Source organism: Ekhidna sp. (genome assembly GCF_963691765.1).
Taxonomy (GTDB): domain Bacteria; phylum Bacteroidota; class Bacteroidia; order Cytophagales; family Cyclobacteriaceae; genus Ekhidna.
On the sequence record NZ_OY829375.1, the window covers coordinates 4334302 to 4354438 of the forward strand.

16 protein-coding genes are annotated in these 20137 nt (G+C 38.6%); 10 read left to right on the plus strand and 6 right to left on the minus strand.

The genetic code is table 11. The features are described from left to right. Window positions 1-40: 40 nt before the first annotated feature. A complete protein-coding gene (locus ACY650_RS19155; protein WP_462250100.1) occupies window positions 41-1069 on the plus strand; it encodes a hypothetical protein in 1029 nt (342 codons plus the stop codon). Here ACY650_RS19155 and ACY650_RS19160 read toward each other — a convergent pair. Both ACY650_RS19160 and ACY650_RS19165 read right to left on the minus strand, forming a co-directional pair. After that, window positions 1041-2078, minus strand: a complete 1038-nt coding sequence (locus tag ACY650_RS19160) for an SO2930 family diheme c-type cytochrome (RefSeq protein ID WP_462250102.1) — start codon at window positions 2076-2078, stop codon at window positions 1041-1043. The genes ACY650_RS19155 and ACY650_RS19160 overlap by 29 nt on opposite strands. Next, window positions 2075-3298, minus strand: a complete 1224-nt coding sequence (locus ACY650_RS19165; RefSeq protein ID WP_462250104.1) for a parallel beta-helix domain-containing protein — start codon at window positions 3296-3298, stop codon at window positions 2075-2077. Before ACY650_RS19165 ends, ACY650_RS19160 begins: the two co-directional genes overlap by 4 nt. A gap of 121 nt (window positions 3299-3419) precedes the next feature. Here ACY650_RS19165 and ACY650_RS19170 point away from each other — a divergent pair, with 121 nt between their 5' ends. Continuing rightward, window positions 3420-4718 (plus strand): T9SS type A sorting domain-containing protein, encoded by a 1299-nt coding sequence (locus tag ACY650_RS19170; protein ID WP_462250106.1) that lies wholly within the window; start codon window positions 3420-3422, stop codon window positions 4716-4718. Between the two features lie 17 nt (window positions 4719-4735). Here the strand turns inward: ACY650_RS19170 and ACY650_RS19175 are convergent, their stop codons facing one another. Further along, complete coding sequence (locus tag ACY650_RS19175) at window positions 4736-7720, minus strand: amidohydrolase family protein (RefSeq protein ID WP_462250108.1); 2985 nt, start codon at window positions 7718-7720, stop codon at window positions 4736-4738. Window positions 7721-7940: 220 nt separating this feature from the next. Here ACY650_RS19175 and msrB point away from each other — a divergent pair, with 220 nt between their 5' ends. Continuing rightward, complete coding sequence (gene msrB, locus ACY650_RS19180; RefSeq protein WP_462250110.1) at window positions 7941-8471, plus strand: peptide-methionine (R)-S-oxide reductase MsrB; 531 nt, start codon at window positions 7941-7943, stop codon at window positions 8469-8471. Window positions 8472-8560: 89 nt separating this feature from the next. Here the strand turns inward: msrB and ACY650_RS19185 are convergent, their stop codons facing one another. Then, window positions 8561-10777: a DUF5916 domain-containing protein gene (locus tag ACY650_RS19185; protein ID WP_462250112.1), complete on the minus strand. Its 2217-nt coding sequence runs from the start codon at window positions 10775-10777 to the stop codon at window positions 8561-8563. Window positions 10778-10895: 118 nt separating this feature from the next. Here ACY650_RS19185 and ACY650_RS19190 point away from each other — a divergent pair, with 118 nt between their 5' ends. From ACY650_RS19190 to ACY650_RS19215, 6 genes are all read left to right on the plus strand, one after another. Continuing rightward, entirely contained in the window at window positions 10896-11375 is a 480-nt protein-coding gene (locus ACY650_RS19190; RefSeq protein ID WP_462250114.1) for a hypothetical protein, read from the plus strand. Then, the gene (locus ACY650_RS19195) at window positions 11363-13405 is read left to right on the plus strand and encodes a penicillin acylase family protein (protein ID WP_462250116.1); all 2043 of its coding nucleotides are present in this window, start codon (window positions 11363-11365) and stop codon (window positions 13403-13405) included. Before ACY650_RS19190 ends, ACY650_RS19195 begins: the two co-directional genes overlap by 13 nt. 80 nt (window positions 13406-13485) lie before the next feature. Next, the gene (gene lhgO / locus ACY650_RS19200; protein ID WP_462250118.1) at window positions 13486-14682 is read left to right on the plus strand and encodes an L-2-hydroxyglutarate oxidase; all 1197 of its coding nucleotides are present in this window, start codon (window positions 13486-13488) and stop codon (window positions 14680-14682) included. After that, window positions 14682-15140, plus strand: a complete 459-nt coding sequence (locus ACY650_RS19205; RefSeq protein WP_462250120.1) for a GNAT family N-acetyltransferase — start codon at window positions 14682-14684, stop codon at window positions 15138-15140. The genes lhgO and ACY650_RS19205 overlap by 1 nt, the downstream gene beginning before the upstream one ends. A 28-nt stretch (window positions 15141-15168) precedes the next feature. Further along, window positions 15169-15687 carry a DinB family protein gene (locus tag ACY650_RS19210; RefSeq protein WP_462250122.1) on the plus strand — a complete coding sequence of 173 codons (519 nt, stop codon included), beginning with the start codon at window positions 15169-15171 and terminating at the stop codon, window positions 15685-15687. 75 nt (window positions 15688-15762) lie between these two features. Beyond that, window positions 15763-15864 carry a peptide-methionine (R)-S-oxide reductase gene (locus ACY650_RS19215; protein ID WP_462250124.1) on the plus strand — a complete coding sequence of 34 codons (102 nt, stop codon included), beginning with the start codon at window positions 15763-15765 and terminating at the stop codon, window positions 15862-15864. Here the strand turns inward: ACY650_RS19215 and ACY650_RS19220 are convergent. Further along, entirely contained in the window at window positions 15827-16816 is a 990-nt protein-coding gene (locus ACY650_RS19220) for a YheT family hydrolase (protein WP_462250126.1), read from the minus strand. The genes ACY650_RS19215 and ACY650_RS19220 overlap by 38 nt on opposite strands. A 55-nt stretch (window positions 16817-16871) precedes the next feature. Here ACY650_RS19220 and ACY650_RS19225 point away from each other — a divergent pair, with 55 nt between their 5' ends. Further along, entirely contained in the window at window positions 16872-19268 is a 2397-nt protein-coding gene (locus ACY650_RS19225; RefSeq protein WP_462250128.1) for a TonB-dependent receptor, read from the plus strand. On the opposite strand, the gene ACY650_RS19230 is transcribed toward ACY650_RS19225, so the two are convergent. After that, complete coding sequence (locus ACY650_RS19230; RefSeq protein WP_462250130.1) at window positions 19265-20119, minus strand: DUF5777 family beta-barrel protein; 855 nt, start codon at window positions 20117-20119, stop codon at window positions 19265-19267. The genes ACY650_RS19225 and ACY650_RS19230 overlap by 4 nt on opposite strands. Window positions 20120-20137 lie beyond the last annotated feature (18 nt).

A 20137-nucleotide genomic window follows, 5' to 3' on the forward strand; every position in this document is an offset into this window, starting at 1 on the left:
CACCCCTTTTTTTGTACCTACTCTGTAAAATAACATTGAGATGGTACAATCTATCAATATTAGAAAGATCTTATTTCTTCTTCCTCCTGCCATCATAGTTGGCTGTATTCTTTTAACACAGTCACCTATTTTTATTAATGACCCTACTCAATTTTCATGGGCAATCACGTTTGATTTACTTATCACATCCCCTATCGTTTACTTTCTAATCATTCGGAAAAGTAATGTTCCTAAAACCACAGTTGTACCAGTTTTCATTCTAGGCATCATTGTCGCTTCATCAATTCTTCCAACAGAACATCAAACGTATGTTTCTCTTGTTAGAACTTGGTTTCTGCCTGTTCTTGAGCTTGGTATAGTTACCTATTTAGTTTGCTCTATTGTTAAAGCTTTTAAAAAAATCAAGCAAAACCGCTTAGAGACACCTGACTTCTTTGTAGCAGCAAAAAATGCAGGTGATACCATCTTACCAAAAGGAATAAGTGCAGCACTCGCTACTGAATTATCGGTCTTTTACTATGGATTTATTCATTGGAAAAAGTGTGAAATAAAACAAAATGAATATACCTACCATAAGACCACAAGCACCCAAATGGTATTGGGTGTATTCGTATTCCTTATCATCATTGAAGCATTTGCTGTACATCTTGTTCTACAGAAGTGGAGTCCGTTAGCTGCTTGGATAATGACTATCCTAAGCATTTATGGTTGTTTTCAAGTTTTTGGCATTCTTCGTTCACTAAGCAAGCGTCCAATAACTATTTCCAAAGATGCATTGAATCTTAAGTATGGGCTAATGGGTAATGTAGAGTTACCGCTTCATCAAATAGAAAGTGTGACTAGCCAAACCAAATCTCTTGATCAAATGGATGGCTTGATTCATTTATCTTCTTTCAAGGATATGGAAGGCAATAATGTCTTGTTAGAAGTTAAAAAGGAACATTACATATCCAGGTTTTATGGTTTCAAAAAGCCATTCAAAAAAATAGCCATCTATGTGGATGAGCCTAAAAAATTCATCAAGAACTTGAATTATGAAATTAGTCCATCGACTCAATCCACTCCCTAACGAGTTGGACACCCTCTTCATGGGTTTGACTCCTGCCGAGTTCTGGCATCATTTCACCTGGCTCTAATGACGTTATGCGATGGACTAAAATGGATTGATCGGGATTTCCTGGCACAATACTGTATTTCAAACCTCCAGAGCCTTTCCCAGCTGCTATAGGCGGTTTATTTACCCCCAATCTGTAAGGATCTGATTGCGAAGCCAATAAATAAAGCCCAGAGTTCTTAGCTGGCCCCTCCCTCCGATGACAGTGCGCACAGTTTACTTCTAACCATGCTCTGGCTCTTAATTCAAGAGATTCCTTCTTGTTGGAGTATTCTGCTAGTCTAGGCAATGAAGTATCTGGAGTTGATTCTAGCCATCCTTCGTTTATCCAATGTGATAATTGCTCTCCTCGATTCAATTGGCGAACGGATGGCCCTATGGGAGTCATTTTGCCATTAAGGTCATGACAGCTCTTGCATTGTGGCTGTGAAGGAATGCTATAATTTATGTTTTTCACAATGCCTTCTTCGCTCTTCCACTTGATAGGTATTTGCTCACCTAATAGAATACGTTCTGCATCCGTCTGATCCTCATTCCATTGATAAACAATGGCTTCCCATCCTTGATCTTCTTTGACTAACAACCTAGTCTCCATTATTCTTCTATCTGCAGACAGATCCAAATTCGGATAATAGAAATTCTTAACTAACACTGTCTCGTCTGGGAAGTCTAGCACCTCTGTCTCATGATAGCCAATATTTTGCGATTCGGGGAGCTTTATGAATCTAGCTTTGTGAGCATAGTCAGAAAAAAGTGGGGAATTAATTTCATATGAAAACATTCTATCATTTGCAGGAATTAACTCTCTCAAAGGGTCCTTGAACAAACCCCATTCACTCAACATTTTAGGATAATCCGAAACCTCTGCAACTCCCAAGCTAACTTCTTCGAGAACAATCGGCTTCTTTTCTGGAGTAGAGCAAGAAAAAAAAACTAAGATGAAAAAGACTACTACTATTCTCATTGAAAGATGGGATCTATGGTACCTTCGGCGCATTCATACATTTTCCAATCGGTCGTTCTTCCTTCGAATTCATTCTCTGCGTCAATGTTTGCGAAGTTGAATTCGCCATTATTACTCAAACACATCACAAATTCTTTATCAGGAGGAAAGATTCCGTCCATTGCAAAATCAGGAAGGCTGAATGTAAAGTATCGCATAAAAAGAAGTCCAAAATCATTTTCAAACGTTGGAAACCAATGCTTATTCTTAAATTCATTGTCATGAAAGTAGATCTCATTTGGGTATGGATCGTAACCTTCATTGATTTGATTATTGGCTTCTTCAAGTTGACTTCCCTCCTCTGCTCCTAAAGCTTCCACTAGTACATAGCTTGCCAAAGCAGCTCCTAATGTTCGATTGTTGTGAATGCGATTATCAAACACTTCGATTTTACGAGTTGCCATCATCATGATACCTGTCCCTTGAGGCACAACTGCCACAACATTACCCTCAGGAGCAAAATTTGAAAGGTTGTTAGATATTACATCATTGTCAAACACTCGTGTCGTATGTCCACTTTGTGTTAAACCAGGCATATCGAAAATCAGTATTCCTCCAGTATTATCGTGAGCATAATTGCCATAGATCTCCACCCACCGGCTATTTTCACTTTCGATGCCGGCGACATTGTGATACACTTGATTGTTTCTAATAATCACACTATCAGATTGCCCTACGTAAATGCCTGCATCGGACGATCCAATTGCTTCACAGTTTTCAACCAACACACGTTTGCACAAAACCGGATAAAATGCATAGGCCCCATTTTCAGGTTTAGGTTCTCCGCTCCAGAGCGACCTCACATTTCTAAAGGTAATTCCATCTGTATCCGTAACCTTAATATTATCCCCCGGTGCATCTTGAATGGTGAAATCTTGAAAAGTAAGATTGGTACAATTGGCAGCTCTTATACCCTCAGCTCCACTGACTTGAAGTTCGAATGACAGAATCGTATTTTCCATACCAGCGCCTTGTATAACTACATCTGACAATCCATCTAAAATGAGTGGATTTTTAAACATGAAGTACCCAGCTGGAATATCAATGGTATCACCATTATTGGCTTGGATAATTAGCGTCTGCAAGTCTGCTTCTATCGACTTCCAGTTGATATTGACTTCCTTCTTATTAGGACTGCATGCCAATACCATTATAGTAATTAGTAGAGTTAGGTATTTCATTTATTGAAAAGTAGGTTATATCAAAGTTAGTGGATTAAGACAATTGATTGAAAAAACCCTAACCGGATTAAACCTTTTGACATTACCAATGTCTAAACAGGCAAATAACTAATATACCTACATGAGCTTATTAAAAACTACCGTTTTACTCTTGATTATCACTTTCATCATCACACCTTCTTTTTCACAAACTCCAAATTATGAGTCTCTTGCAGACAGTTTTAATGTCATCAATCCTAATGCAGTTCAAGCTATCAATATTCCTTATGGAGATGCAGATCCTTCAAAACAACTCTTTCATATCTTCCTTCCCAATACAGAGGACACCTTCCCTCTAGTAATTTTCTTTCATGGTGGAGGTTTTACCGATGGCAGTCCAGGCACTGTTTTCAAAGATCCTGAGAGAAGAGAAACAGTAAAATTCTTTTTGGAAAATGATATAGCCTTTATCAGCTTAGGGTATCGTCTGATTGCAAAAGGAGAACCAGACTTAGAAGGAGTCATAAAGTGCCTAAATGATTCCAAGTTAGGCCTGCAGTTTATCAGACACTATGCTGCCAACCTTAATATTGATCCAGATAGGATAGCTCTAATGGGATCCTCAGCAGGTGCAGGCACAAGTATGTGGCTTGGATTTCGAGATGATATGGCTGAACCTGACAACGAAGATCATGTTTTAAGAGAGTCAACACGTGTAAATGCAGTGTTTGCAAGCGGTTCCCAATCAACCTATGACTTATTTAAATGGGAAACGGAAATATTCAACAATTTTGATGATCAAGGAACGAATTTCACGCTCGATAGTATCGCAGAAATTATGACTTATGAGACCACTGAAAACTTTTATGGAGGATTAGATTCACTGTACCAGATTGTTCATGATCCTGAATTAATTCAATACCGTCAGGATGTAGATATGCTTTATCATTTATCCGATGATGATCCTCCACTTTATATTTTCAGTAAAAACACTGCTGATCATCCTAGCGACGATGTGCTACACCACTGGTATCATTCCAGAGAACTTTATGAAGTAGCCACTAATGTAAATCTCTCCGATGTTAAAGCTGATATTAAAGAATACGACTTAGATAATACCGAAGGTGAAAGCGGTAATGAATTCCTATTGAGATACCTTGTTGGAGATGTAGATCCACCTGACAATCCAATTTTGAGCGTTGATGAGCTTTCTGAAGTCAAAGTATTTCCCAATCCTGCAAGCACGCATTTCTTTGTCAACCTAGATAATGATCAAGTGAAAGCTATAGAAGTAATCTCGCTTACAGGAACTGTAATAACAAGAGAAAGTAACTATGATATTTCGCAACCAATTCCTATATCAGGATTAAATAAAGGCGTATATCTAGTTAAAATAATTGGTTCAAAATCAGATATAATGAAGAGATTAGTTGTTAAGTAAAAAGATAGCTTGTAGTACTAATCCATTTCACCTTTAATTAATTCTTCTAACGTATAAACCTCACCATTTTTGATGACCATTCGAGTTGTTCGCGCGTTTCGAATATCATCAAGTGGATTAGCGTCTACAATTACCATATCTGCCAGTTTGCCAACTTCTATTGATCCTAAATCATCTTGAGCATTGAGGGCAATTGCATTATTTATGGTAGCTGTTCTAATTATCTCTAATGGCGTCAATCCAGCATCCTGATAATTCTCAAGCTCAGTATGCAATCCAAATCCTTGAGGGATAATTGGAGCGTCTGTCCCTGCAGTAACTAGACCTCCTTTTTCATGAATATCTTTCACCATTTGCAGGACATTATTATAAAGTTTCTCATAGGTTCCCCTATCGCTCTGAATTTGATCTGCAGAAGCGCTAATACTTGCCAAATACCTCAATTCAGCCAATTCTTGTAACCTAGGATCATTCATGACTGATGGGTCTCGTGCAATTACATATTGATAGCCTAGATAAATAGCAGTTGTAGGTGTAAACCACATACCTGATTTCGCGATAAGATCTGTAACATCAGAATAAGCTTTTCTTGTTTCGGACAACTTAGCTGAATAGCCTCGTCTACTTGTGCCTTTGATATGCTCCACTCCATCGATATTGAATCCTACAGCTGGATAAAGCTCATGAGAGGTGACAGGAATTCCTATTCGATGAGCGCCTTCTACTACCCTTTGTTGCAGTAAATCAGGAAGGCGTACATAGGTTTTGATTAGGTCGTAATCCAACACCTCGGCTCTATTCAACTCTTGATCTACTTGCTCCTCCGATAATGTAGTTGAAGCACCACCGTAAAAAATCCTACTACCATCGATAGGACTTCCGGTAAAATACATCCTAGGCCCGATAGCTTTACCTGATTGAATGGCCTCGCGACGATTGAGTGCATCGTAAGGATCTCCAGAAGGATTTCTGTTTGATGTAATTCCCCATGACAGCCAGGTTCGGCCTAATTTCTCTCCATCCCCACTCCCTTCATGCACATGAATATCTATTAAACCAGGCAGAACAAATGCGTCAGAAGCATCGATCTTTCGATCGGCCACTCTGCTATCATTATGAGGCTCAATCGAATCTATCCGATGGCCATCAATGAGTATATCAACATCCTGTATCAAAGTGTCGCTTACAGCATCGATCAAACCTCCAGCATGGATTAGCGTTGTACCTTTTGGATGCTTCCTGGACCAACTTAAATCAACAGGAATCAAACTGGAAGTCTCGTTTTCAACATCATAAACCTTTAATTCATCAGTTGCCATGTACAGTAATCTTTTTGAATCAGCAGTCCATGTTGGAGCATCAGCTAACTCCTCAGTAAGACGGACAGGGTCTCCAGTAGCATTTCCGTATTTGTCTACTGGTAAGAGCCACAAACTTCCTCTTGAAATCATAGCCATAAACTTGCCATCGGGAGACCATAATGGACCATCATTATTTCTCACACCAAAAGACCAATGTTCCGGAGCTTTTTGTACTCTCTGACGTTTTCCATCGGCAGAATAAAGCATGATCCTATTTACACCCTCACGATACAGAGATGAATAAGGAGCTAAAACAGAAAGTGCGATAATCTTTCCATCGGCAGACCATGAAGGACTACCCACACTGCTTCCTATTCGAGAGGCTACTTCACTTTGATTGCCTGTTTTTAAATCCAGGACACTAAGTTTTCCAAATCGAGGGCCAAAGCTCTGCGCGTAGGCAATGGACTGACCATCTGGTGACCATGCCATACCTGATATACTTCCACCAGTACTTAAGACTTTTTTCAAATCACTACCTCCAGCACTCATCGTCCAAATTCCAAACTCACCGTCCTGATCTGAACTAAAAGCAATCTGTTGCCCATCAGGAGACCAAATCGGAAGCATTTGAACATATTGATCATCTGTTAGTTGATGAATACTACCATCATTTTTCCTCAACCATAAATCTTGTAATGCCACAAATACAATTGATTCGCCATCTGGTGATATTACTGGCGAGACTATTCCTTTGACTGATTGAGGGCTTACACTATCAAAATCTCTGGTCTTTCTCTGGTAAGGTGTGCGATCTAGCTCTACTTTTACTGAAAATGGTATCTCATTTTTTGTTCCATTCTCTAAAACTTGGTAAATACTACCTGAACTAGTATACATGAGTGAATGATTAGAAATCCAGCTATGTCGGAATGGGAAAACGTCTTCGCCTTCATCTGAGACTACCTTAATGCTACCTGACTCTAAATCTATCTGTTTCAATTGTGCAGTTGCATTTTTAATATCATTGAAAATGATTTTACTTCCATCAGGAGACCATGACGCTCCAGATATGGAACCAGATGACGTTAGCAATACTCCGGATTCAGTCTCAGACTTGATTCTAAGTTCGGATTCTCCTCCTTCTTTTGTTACGTAAGCTAACTCTTGACCATCCGGAGACCACGCTGGTCCATACTCATTGCCAGCACCTGATGTAATAGCTTCCATCTTTTCACCAATGAGATTGAGTTTCCAGATGTCATATGTACCATTACGATCCGAAGAAAATGCCAATGTTATACCGTCAGGTGACCAATGTGGTTCCCTATGATCAAAGTCACCAGAAGTAATTTGCTTGAGGCCAGTACCATCAGCATTTATGGTATAAATGTGCCAGTTGCCATCCCAATAAGCTTGAAAAGCGATTTGTTTTCCATCAGGAGACCACGATGGCTGTCTTGCATTTCCAAAAGCATCAGTTAGAGGCTGTCCTTCCACTCCTTCAATTGGCATCAGCCAAATTTGTCCTAATAAGTCATATGCCAGCGTATTGCCGTCAGGAGAAATTACCACTGCCATGTTTGTACCTTTCGTTAAGGTGAGCGACTGAATATTATTCTTAGATATCTGCTTAGGTGGTGGGGATTGGCAATAGCATAGAATGAAGCAAGTTGCAATCGCTGCAATTGAATTTCTCATAATTAGGTTAAGTAGGTCTTATCTTAAAGATACTCCTGAGAAATGAAAAAGAAGAACACCAAGGAGCATAACCCAAGTAAACTTATAATTAGTTTAAGGTCATGAAATTTGTATCGCCATTGCGACATTTTGAAAGATCTTGCTATTCAATTCATCTCTATAACCATGTTTTCCCAAACAATTGAATTAACCTTATCGTTTATCGACAAAAAATAGAATCATGAGGTTATCTTTTATTTTAATTCTTAGCATAGCATATATCACTGGTGCTTGTCAATCTAAATCTGGATCTAAAGAAGAGGTATATACATATCCCATTGAAAAGACTGATGCTGAATGGAAGAAAATTCTCACTGACGAAGAATTTTATATACTTCGACAACAGGGCACAGAATATGCATTTTCAGGTGAGTATTGGGACAACAAAAAAAAAGGAACATACTATTCCAGAGCTACTGGCCAACCACTATTTAGCTCTGAACATAAGTATAAATCCGGTACAGGATGGCCAAGTTTCTATAAGCCAATTAACGAAAATGCTGTTAAAGAATTAGTAGACAAAAGTCACGGAATGGTCAGAACTGAAGTAGTTGACAGTGGAAGTGGATCACACTTAGGCCATGTCTTTAATGATGGTCCTGCTCCTACAGGCTTACGTTATTGCATGAATTCGGCTTCAATGATTTTCGTGGCAGATGGCGAAGAACTGCCAAGCATAGTTAAAGAATGGAAAGAGAAGTATGATAAATAGCTCTTTACTTATTTTGACATTCAAGGGAAAAGATAGAATTATCAGATAGTTCAAATTTCAGCTTCCGCATTGTTTACCAAACAAACAACTCACAAGTTCAACCAATAAGTAATCTTGAATGTAAGCGCTCGTGTACGTGGTTGTCCAATATTGAACCCGCCTTCATGAGTAGCGAAGTAATTGTCTGTATATACCAAGAAAATATCTGAAACAGGTTTAAAGCGCCATTGAAACCGGGTATTGATATTTAAGTTATCAATCTGACTATTGTATTGAACAAATGTGGTCCAGAAGATCTTTTTAGTAAAGGTAAAATCAAACCTGGGACCTATTAAATACAAAGTAGTCGTAGTGTAAGGTTCTGGAAGAATAATTCTATTAAAGGCAAAGTCAATGGATGTAAATCCTAGTGGCTGGTATCGGTACCCAATGGAACCCTGCAGATTGAGTCGATCTCCATTAAAGTATTGTCCGGAGCGAGTTCGTAGATTATAGAAAAATTTCTTTCGTTGATCCGATTGATATGAAGCAATGAATTGAAAATTGGTGTAATCTGTATCTGCAGCTAGCTCTACACCGCCCGAACCACTTGGATCAAATGAATTAAACAAGAAGGTGTATTGCCTCCTCAATCTCATGCTAAAAGTGGCAGTATTTCTAAAATCAATATTGTAAAGGATATTATAGTCCCAATCCAAGAATCCGAATTCATCATTACCCACCATATCAAAATCAAAACCAGGTCCATGTCTTTGAATTTTTCCTCCTGTTGGAAACCATCGATATTGGACAGTGGTTGCTAATTGTCGAATGTCATTTCTTCTAACAAACCCCACCTCTGGATTGTACCCTTCACCTACTAACTGAGAAAACACATCAACTGACCATTCCGGCGTGTTATAGCTGACACTAGCTCCTCCTGCAAAGGGCTTATCTTGCCTTACCACATCAAAAGACCTGTGATAAAAAAACCGACCATTCCACACATTATTTGCACTCGCTAGCACATATTCCAAACCTAACGTACGATTGTACCTACTTAAAGTGTTGCTCGCATATTCTTCCTCCGCTTCAAACGTCTGCTTGTTAACCACAAACATGTTTACGTTAGACCTATTAAACACCTTTTGCTGTAAACTCAGCATGGAATAATTGTAAGAAGGCAGTCCAATCGATTCATCACGTGCAGCCTGCATAGACAAAACACCTACTCTTAAGTCATTATTAATTTTCCCACTAAGCCGTGTACCAACAGGAATACGATTTTGAATATTCTGCCCAGTAGTTGTATCAATTGCTATTCCAATTCTTCTTGAAAAGAATGGACGTGTTCCTCTGTTTCCAAATCCAGAAAATAGATCTGCATTCTCCAAAAAGAATTGTCTTCGCTCTGGAAAAAATATTTCGAAGCGATCCAGATTTGTAACTTGCTGATCAACCTCAACCTGTGAGAAATCTGGATTAACGGTAACATCTAAATTCAAACCGGCAGTAACTGCATATTTTAAATCGAAACCTACGGAGGGATCAAAATCATCGCCAGTACCTTCCTCAAAATCTCGATCGGTATTAGAAGCCAAATAAGGAATTACAGAGATGTTAGTACCAGGCTTATTAGTAGGTTCGTCCCAAACCAATTTACGGTTATTTGCTAGGTTGAAAATCGGAAATCCAAGCCTAACAGGTGCCCATGCACTTCGCTCTGCATATTCGCTATCTACTCGATAGAAATTAACAAGCCAAGAATCAGCTCCTTCAGCATACCGCAATGTTTTGAAAGGGATAGCCATTTCCACGACCCAGTACCCTTCATACTGTTTTGCTTCTGCATACCATTTATTATCCCAATCAAGGCTAAAGCTCCCGTTACCCGATCCTCCATTTGCAATTATGGCTTCTCGCATCACGCCAAATGGATTTACTCCAAATAAAACACCATTTGTTTTGTCAGAGAACGTATCAAATATGACAGAAAAACTATCATTGGCAGCACCTCGAAAATCTCTCCTCAAGGAAGGAGTCACATATTGCCGTGGATCAGGCTTGTTATACATGATCCCTAAGACATATATGCTTTCTTCATCATATAGAATCTTGGCTACCGTTTGCCCAGTGGCCATTAGTGAGTCTGTTGGGAAATTCTGAGTGAACCCATAAGCAGAATCAGCCTTATTCCATGCCATTTCATCCGGAATACCATCGATCTTTATTTGATCTGATACCTGACGAATTTCAATGCTTTGTGAAAAAATCGATGTTGCCGTGCCGCTAATTAGCAGAAAGGCTAATACTAGTTGAATCCTCATACTTTTACGACCGCAAAATTAGCTTTCGGAATTGATCGATTATTACCGTTCATAGAATAATCAGAATGAATCAAGCACCCTCCCACTCGTAAGAGTTTTAGCCTAACTTTAGGCTATCATGGAAAAAGAGCAAGTAGAAATACTACCAGGAATTGGATTGGGTAAGTTGAAGTTTGGAATGACAAGGGATGAAGTGCAAAAGATATTAGGCAAACCCAATCATCAGGAAGTAACCCATTATGGTGAAGATGAATCCGATCAAAGTGATGCATGGGAGTATCATCCGCTACGTCTCGACCTGAGCTTTGAAGAAGCTGAGGATTGGAGACTCGTCATCATATCCGTTTCATCTGAGGATTACACATTCAAGGGCTCATCGTTAATAGGTTTAGATATTGATGAACTAATGGAAGAACTAGATCTACACGGTATTTCTGATTTAGAAATTGAAGACATGTCGTCAGAAGATAACCCCGAACAAAAGTTAATATCATCTGACCTATTAGGATTAAACTTCTGGCTTCACAAAGACATATTGGAAGAAATACAATGGGGTCCTCAGTTTATTGATGACGAAACAATCAAATGGCCAGAGTAAAATACATTCTATTCTTCTTTCTTCTTTTTAAGACTCTTCTACCCTTTGCTCAAAATCCTGAAGAGATCGAAATCATGCGTGATAATTGGGGCGTGCCTCACATATATGCACCAACCGATCCGCAAGTTGCTTACGGTCTGGCATGGGCGCATGCCGAAGATGATTTCTCTACAATCCAATTAACGTTGTTAGGAGCTAAACAAATGCTGGGTCGTCATTTAGGAAAGGAAGGTGCCACGGTAGATTATGTTGTCGGTTTACTTCGCTGTGAAGAAATTGTTGAGACTAATTTATCTAAGGTTTCACCTGAGTTTATGGCTATTGTGGAAGGATATGCTGCTGGCATTAACTCCTATGCAAAGAATCATCCTGATGAACTATTCCTCAAAAATGCTTTTCCTGTTACTGTAAAAGACATCTTCAAAGCATATGTATTACAACTTGCAGTAATGGATGGAGCTGATAAGGTGATCAAAGCACTTTTTGAAAATGAAATACCTAATACGACGCAAACAGGAACAGGTTCAAATGCTATAGCAATCAGCAGAGATAGAACGGATGATGAATATACATATCTGGCAGTTAATTCTCATCAACCCCTTGAAGGACCAGCGGCCTGGTATGAAGCACACCTAGTCAGCGATGAAGGTTGGAACATGCTTGGAGGCCTCTTTCCTGGTGGCCCAGTAGTGTTTCACGGCACCAATGAAAATCTCGGTTGGGCGCATACAGTCAACTATCCTGATAAAATAGATGTATTTGAGCTCGAAATAAATCCTTCAGACAAAAACCTATATAAAGTTGATAATGAATGGGTTAGACTACAATCAAAAAAGATTAAATTAAAAGTAAAGGTCCTATTTGGCTTAAAATTAGGGATTAGCAAAAAAGCATATCATTCTATATACGGCCCAGTGGTCAAAAATGACAGTGGTGTATTTGCATTTCACATGGGAGTATTTGATGAAATTCGTGCGATTGAGCAATGGTACGAAATGAACAAAGCAACTAACCTGGAAGAGTTCAAAACCATCATTTCAGATATTAGAATTCCTAGTTTTAATATCGTTTATGCCGATCGAGAATCAAACATCTTTTATGTGAGCAATGGGCTTCTTCCATTAAGGAATTCTTCATTTGACTGGTCTACTACGCTTCCTGGAAATTCCAGTAAAACAAAACCTGTTGAATACCACAGCTTTAAAGACTTACCCCAAATAACTAACCCAAATAGTGGCTATTTATTCAATATGAACAATGCCCCTTTTCACGCAACCTATGAGGATGAAAACATAAGCTTTGAAGACTATGATCCTACAATGGGTTTTGTCATCAGGGAAAACAATCGAAGCACTCGAATGAAAGAGCTCATGAACATGCATTCCGATAAAATAAGTTGGGAGGTATTTAAAAACATCAAATACGATGCTCAATTGCCAGACTCATTAGTTTACAAAATTGACATCAATCCTATCTTTCATTTGACTGACATTCAACCTAAAAAAGCGAATGACGTCTTAAAAATCATTCAATCTTGGGATCGAATAGCTTTTGCGGAAAAGATTGGACCTGCACATTTGCTTCTTACATACAAGTATCTTGAGGATAAGAAAATTGAATCGCCTAGCAAAGCTGATTTTACAAACGCTTTGAGCTATACCTACGATTATCTCACTGAGCATTTCAATAGGGTAAACATCAAACTTGGAGAATATCAGAAGCTTGTACGAGGCAACAAAGAGCTACCTCTTGATGGCATACCTGATGTTATAACGGCAATGTATAATCAACCCTACAAAGATGGAATGGTCAAAGGAAAGACTGGAGAATCATACATAATGATGATTCGATACCCAGAAGAAGGTTTGCCAATAGTCGAGACGATTAATGTTTATGGGGCTTCAAATAGATCAAATAGCCCACACTATAATGATCAAATGGACTTATTCGTTGAAAGAGAGCTTAAGAAAATGACTTTAGACATTGAAGAAGTCCGTAAAAATGCAAAGAGAGTCTATCACCCTAAATAATTCCTCATTCGTATTTTCTAATATTCCTTCGCTATCCAAATGGAAGCACCGATATTTGCGATCGTTAGTTATTCAGGTATATGTATAATGTTGTTGTGATCGGTGGAGGCATTGTCGGATTAGCCTCTGCACTTAAGATCAAAGAAAAGAATCCAACCTATAAGGTAGCTGTCATTGAAAAAGAGCGAACCATTGCTCAGCATCAAACGGGTCACAATAGCGGAGTAATTCACTCAGGGTTATACTATAAACCTGGAAGTTTTAAAGCTCAGAATTGTGTAGATGGCTATAACATGCTACTAGATTTCTGTAATGAAGAGGAAATACCCTACGAACTTTGTGGGAAAATTGTAGTGGCGACCAAAGAATCGCAGCTTGATGCTTTACAGACACTACATGAACGAGGAAAAGCAAATGGGCTTGATAATATCAAAAGACTAAAGGCGGAGGAATTAAAGGAGTATGAGCCCCACGTTGCAGGCATAGGAGGCCTATATGTACCGCAAACAGGAATCATAGATTACAAACTTGTAGCTGACAAATACGCAGAAAAATTTAAGCATTTCGGTGGTGAGATATTTTCATCAAATAAGCTTATAAACTTTAAAGAAGAACGTGGATTTATTCATGTAAATACCGAAAATGAGCGGCTGACAACTCGTGTTGTTGTGAACTGTTCGGGCCTATATACCGATAAGATTGCAAAACTTTCGGGAGCTAAAATTGATTTTAAGATTGTCCCATTTAGGGGTGAATATTATAAAATCAAACCTGAAAAAGAAAGCCTGGTCAAAAACCTCATCTACCCTGTACCCGATCCTAATTTTCCTTTCTTAGGTGTGCACTTCACACGGCATATAGATGGCGGAATAGAAGCTGGTCCTAACGCTGTTCTTGCATTTGCTAGAGAAGGCTACAAGAAATCACAAATCAACATGAAAGAGTTGCTGGGTACACTCTTCTACCCTGGTTTTATGCGTGTTGCCTATAAGTATTGGAAAACTGGGTTTGGTGAAATGTATCGATCTTACTCCAAGGGAGCTTTCACAAAAGCACTCCAAGAATTGATCCCTGAAATTCAGAAAAAAGACTTAATAAAAGGTGGTGCCGGAGTAAGAGCGCAAGCATGTGATAGAAAAGGTGGACTTATTGACGACTTTTTGGTTGTAGAGCATGACAAGTTTATCAATGTTGGCAACGCCCCCTCGCCCGCTGCAACTTCCTCTTTAGCAATTGGTGAACGAGTAGCACAAATGGTAGTTGAAAAGCTGAAGTAATGTATATCCGTGAAGCCACAGCGGAAGATCTAGACGAAATCTTGAAGCTTTTTGATGAAACTATCAGGAACGTAAATTCAAAAGACTATTCTTCACAGCAAATTCAGGTGTGGTCTTCTGCAAAAAATCGAAACATCTGGACGGAAAAGATTAAGGATCAATCTTTCCTTATCGCAATATCCAATGAAAAAATAGTTGGTTTCAGCTCAATCGATTCCGTTGGCTTCCTTGATTTCATGTACGTACATTATCAGCATTTGAGAAAAGGGATAGCTACAGCTTTGCTAAATAAAATTGAAGCAATAGCAGTAGCTCAATCTAACAAAAGCATATGGTCCTCAGTAAGTATCACAGCCCAGCCTTTCTTTATCAAAAAAGGATACTTACATTTTGATAGCGTGCTGAAAGAAGTGGATGGAGTGAGTTTCACAAATGCCTTAATGAAAAAAGTCCTTTAGTACCCCTTCTGAAGTTTATCTTTATCATATGCAATATGATTTAGACAAATCCATCGAAATACTAGAGAGAACTCCTAAAACACTTACAACCATGCTGTCGGGTTTATCAGAGGATTGGATTTCAAACAATGAAGGAATAGACACCTGGAGTCCATTCGATGTACTAGGACACCTTATTCACGGTGAGAAGACAGATTGGATTCCAAGGGCTAAGCTAATTCTTGAGCATGGTGATTCAATTGCATTTGAGCCATTTGACCGCTTTGCACAATATGAAATAAGCAAGGGAAAATCAATCGAAGAACTTTTAAGTGAATTTGAAGATCTAAGGAAATTCAATCTTAAGGAATTCAAATCTCTGGACATTGAGAACAACCTCGATAAAATAGGTAAACATCCTGAACTCGGTCCTGTTTCGCTCAAAAACCTTTTATCATGCTGGGTTGTTCATGACTTAGGGCATATAGCTCAAATCAGTCGCGTTATGGCTAAGCAATACACCGAAGAAGTAGGAGTTTGGACTAAATATCTTGGGATTTTGAAATAGTTTGATCTATAGCCTTTGATTTTATAACCGTTTCAGATTTTATAGCATGCTCAGAATTGAAATTAGTTGTGCAAGATGCGAGAACACCTTGGCCACGTATTTCCTGATGGTCCTGCTCTAACAGGACTCAGATACTGTATCAATGGAGTTTCTCTGAAATTTGAGGGGAAAGTATAACCTCATTGATAAAATCATCAGCAGCATATTCCATGTAACTCCACTCATCTTTTGGCATGGTAAAACCAACATGCCCTCCCTTCTTTGGTATCTCCAAGAAGATATTATTACTTTTTGAAGCAAGCTCAGTAGGATAGCAAGGATCACCGAGCATAGGATCATTCTGAGCATTAACTATTAATAATGGAATTTTGATGTTCGGTAAAAACTGATCGCTTGTAATTCTTGCATAGAAATCGTGAGCATCCTTGTACTCAGGATGAATTTTTAATGTAAAAGCCTCATCAAGCTCTTCAAAATTTCGAACTCTTTTTATCTCTTCAAGGTCAACCGGGAGCTCTACCTTAGAAGACTTTTCTAAAATCTTCTCTTTAAGCTTAGTTATAAACCTATTTTCATAAATCTTACCAGCTCCAGTCTTCAACATATCAGCACTATTCTGAACATTGCATGGAACAGAAAATGAAATCGCACCTATAATTCTAGAATCAGGATCTCTTTCTCCAAGGTATTTCTGCTGCATTCCGCCACCCATAGAATATCCCATTAGAACGACCTGATCATAACCTTCTTCCATTCCTCGATCAATCACCGCAGCAATATCTTCAGTAGCTCCATGATGATAAAAACGAGGAAGGCGATTCATTTCACCGCTACAACTTCTATTGTTCCACGCCAAAATATCCCAACCTTTTCTCGAAAAGTAAATTGCAGGACGCTTTATATAGTGCCTATCTGCGCTACCTTCAAGACCATGACTTAAAACAATCAGTCTTTTGTTTCCACCTCTAACCCAATCCAGGTCTAAAAAATCACCATCTTCAAGCTCAAGACGTTCTCGCTCGTATGATGCATCACCACCATCGAAGAGTAATGATGGAATTATGGTTTCGAAATGACCATTAAAAAAATACCATGGCCTCTTATGATATTTTGATTTTATTATTGGCATGAACGGCTCAATTTTTGCGTAAAAATGTGAAATTCGCATCCGAAATTAATGATGAATGGAACTTAATCATAGGATTACCTTTCTTCTTCTATTTATTACTACTATTTCCTTTTCTCAAAAAGCTACAATTGTAGATGAGACTACAGGAAAACCAGTAGTAGACGTCTTCATATACCATGAAGACAAAGAATCTGTGTCCTACACAAATGAAAAAGGTGTGGCTGACTTATCCTCATTCCCCAAAGGACTACTTTTCTTCCAACACCCATCCTACCATCAACAATCAATTGCTTACTTAGGCAATGATTTAAATATTGTCATGAAGGAAAAAATCATGTCCTTCAATGAAGTTGTTATTTCTGCTAACAAATGGGAGCAAGAGGAAGAAAGTATTTCTCAGAAAATAATGACAGTAAATAAGAAAACTATTCAATTTCAAAATCCTCAGACAGCTGCAGACCTCTTATCCAATTCTGGTCAGGTCTTTGTGCAAAAAAGTCAGCTGGGTGGCGGATCTCCTAAGATTCGAGGTTTTGCCGCCAATTCAGTTCTGTTAGTGGTTGATGGCGTTCGAATGAATAATGCAATATTTAGAAGTGGCAACCTCCAAAACATTATTAATATCGACCCAAATGCTCTTGAGAGCTCAGAAGTTATTTTTGGTCCAGGGTCTGTCATTTATGGCAGCGATGCGCTTGGAGGTGTTATGGACTTTCATACGATTGAACCAAATTGGTCCACTGATCAGATAACAGATGTCACCTCGAATGGGTTAATTAGATACAGCAGTGCTGCGAATGAGAGAACTGGTCATTTCGACATCTCCGTAAGTCAACAAAAATTTACTTTCTTCCATTCTTCAACCTACACGGCATTCGATGACTTAAAAGCTGGAAGCAGACGTTCCAACAGGTACGAAGGTGAATTTGAAAGAAGGTTTTACGTAAAACGCATTAACGGAGAAGACCAACTAGTTAGAAATAATAACGTCAATGTTCAGCGATTTTCAGGGTACAACCTCTTCAATACCATTTCAAAGATCAAATACAGACTTAGCGAAAATTCTGATATTAGTTACGGTTTCTATTACAGTACGACTTCCGACATTCCACGCTATGACAACTTAACTGAAACGATAAATCAAAACACTGATTCGCTTGCGGCGGCAGAATGGTACTATGGACCTCAAGAATGGCAAATGCATAATTTGAGATACAGTCTTTTCAATAGCAACTCACTTTTTGATCAAGCACGTATAACCTTAGCTTATCAAAAATTCAATGAGAGTAGGAATGATAGAAATTTTGGAGACGACAGACTTCGGACCAGAACTGAGAAGGTTAATATGCTCTCAATTTCTTTAGATTTTGACAAAGCATACACCAACTCTAATCTGTACTATGGGGTAGATTTCTATCACAATGATATTCAATCAAGTGCATTTAGGAGGAATATAGAAACTAATGAAATTACTAGCACTGCTAGTCGATATCCAGATGGTGGCAGTGATTTTAGCTCCTTTTCTATTTATGGTAGCTATGTTTCTAAGCTTACAGAAAAAATCACATTCAATAGCGGAGTAAGGTTCAATTCCTTCAACTTAAAAGCGGAGACTACCAATGCACAAGCATTAGCAACTAACTCGGCAGAACTTGATCTAAACAATACTGCAGTCAATGGGTCAGTCGGGATGGCAATGAACCTGAATGACAATAATAAAATTAGCTTCAATATCTCTACAGGCTTTCGCGCACCGAATGTGGATGACATAGGAAAAGTCTTTGATGTAGGTAACAGTATCGTAGTACCTAATCCTGACTTAGAACCCGAATACTCTTTGAGTTATGAATTTGCTTACCAGAGAAAAACGGATAGATCTCTTTTTAAGATAGTAGCATTCCATAGTCGTCTTTTTGATGCTATTATAGATGGACCCTTCCTTCTGAACGGTAGTCCCACAGCTGAAATTGATGGAGAAACCTTGGAGGTATTTGCAAAAGTCAATACCGGAGATGCAGAGATTTATGGAGGAAGCTTAATATTTACTGCAGAAGTAGCCGATAACTGGGCTATATCTAAAACAATAAGTTTTACTGATGGAAAGGATATTTCTAACAATGAACCACTTAGACATACTACCCCGTTTTTTGGCAAAGCATCAGTAACCTACAGATACAAAAAAATTAGATCTGAATTTTATATTGAATACAATACCGATCGGGATCGTGAGGATATTCCGACTTCAGAAATTGATAGAAAATCTTATTTGTACACATCTTCAGGTACACCTGGCTGGTATACAATGAATCTGAAATCAAGCTATCAAATAAATGAGCATTTCAAAGTTAATGTTGGATTGGAGAATATTCTGGACCAACATTATCGTCCATATACATCAGGGATTAGCGCACCAGGACGAAATTTCATCCTGGCGCTTAGAGCCAACTTCTAACCTTTCTTGGGTCTTAAATCAAAGACTCTTGTAATATTAAAGCCATAGTGGATGTCACCATCCCAAAAACTGTCTGTAGTCTCTCCTATAAATCCTCTTTCATTCATCTCTACAGCGTTAGTAAAATGAAGCTGGAACACGTGCCCTCCAGTCTCAATATCTACACCAATCGCAAATGAATCTTCAAACTGAGACGACTTACTTGAGAGTTGAGGATAATATTCAGAAACGATAGCAATCCTATTGGACAGTTTGTATCTTCCTCCCAAACCTATAGCAATCAATAAATTATCGTCATCAAAAGTTCTTACAAGGTTTCTCTGAATAATAGTGGGAGATATTTGGAAACTAAAATTAGAATTGAACTTTCGTGCAATATGAAGCTGTCCAGTATACGTATTTCGATCTAAACCACTCAAACCCTCTTGTTCTGCCGTTTTGCGAGTGATACTCGTGAAGGCAGTAACTGTGACAGGGGTACTCTTTGATTGCCGAACAAAACGATATTTCAGAAAGGCGTCCACCACTTTACCCAAAGATGCTCTACCGAGTCCGACATTCAAATTATCAGTCAATCCATACTCCAGTCCCAATCTAATCGTAGAAAAATCTAGTCCATAGAAATCTTTATAGCCAGAATTAAGCGTTCCAAACCTATGACTAATGATGAATTCAAGAGATCCATTCGATCTTGTCTCAATTGAATGTCCGTTGATGACACGAGTACTTTTAAAAGTCGCTGTCGTATAGCCTTTATCATCACTTGATGACAGTAGCTCTAACAATTCTTGATCCTGAGCAAAAATCCCAGTCCCAATGAAAAGTAGCAGTATTAAATTAATTACTCTCATGAGGTGCATACTCTAGAT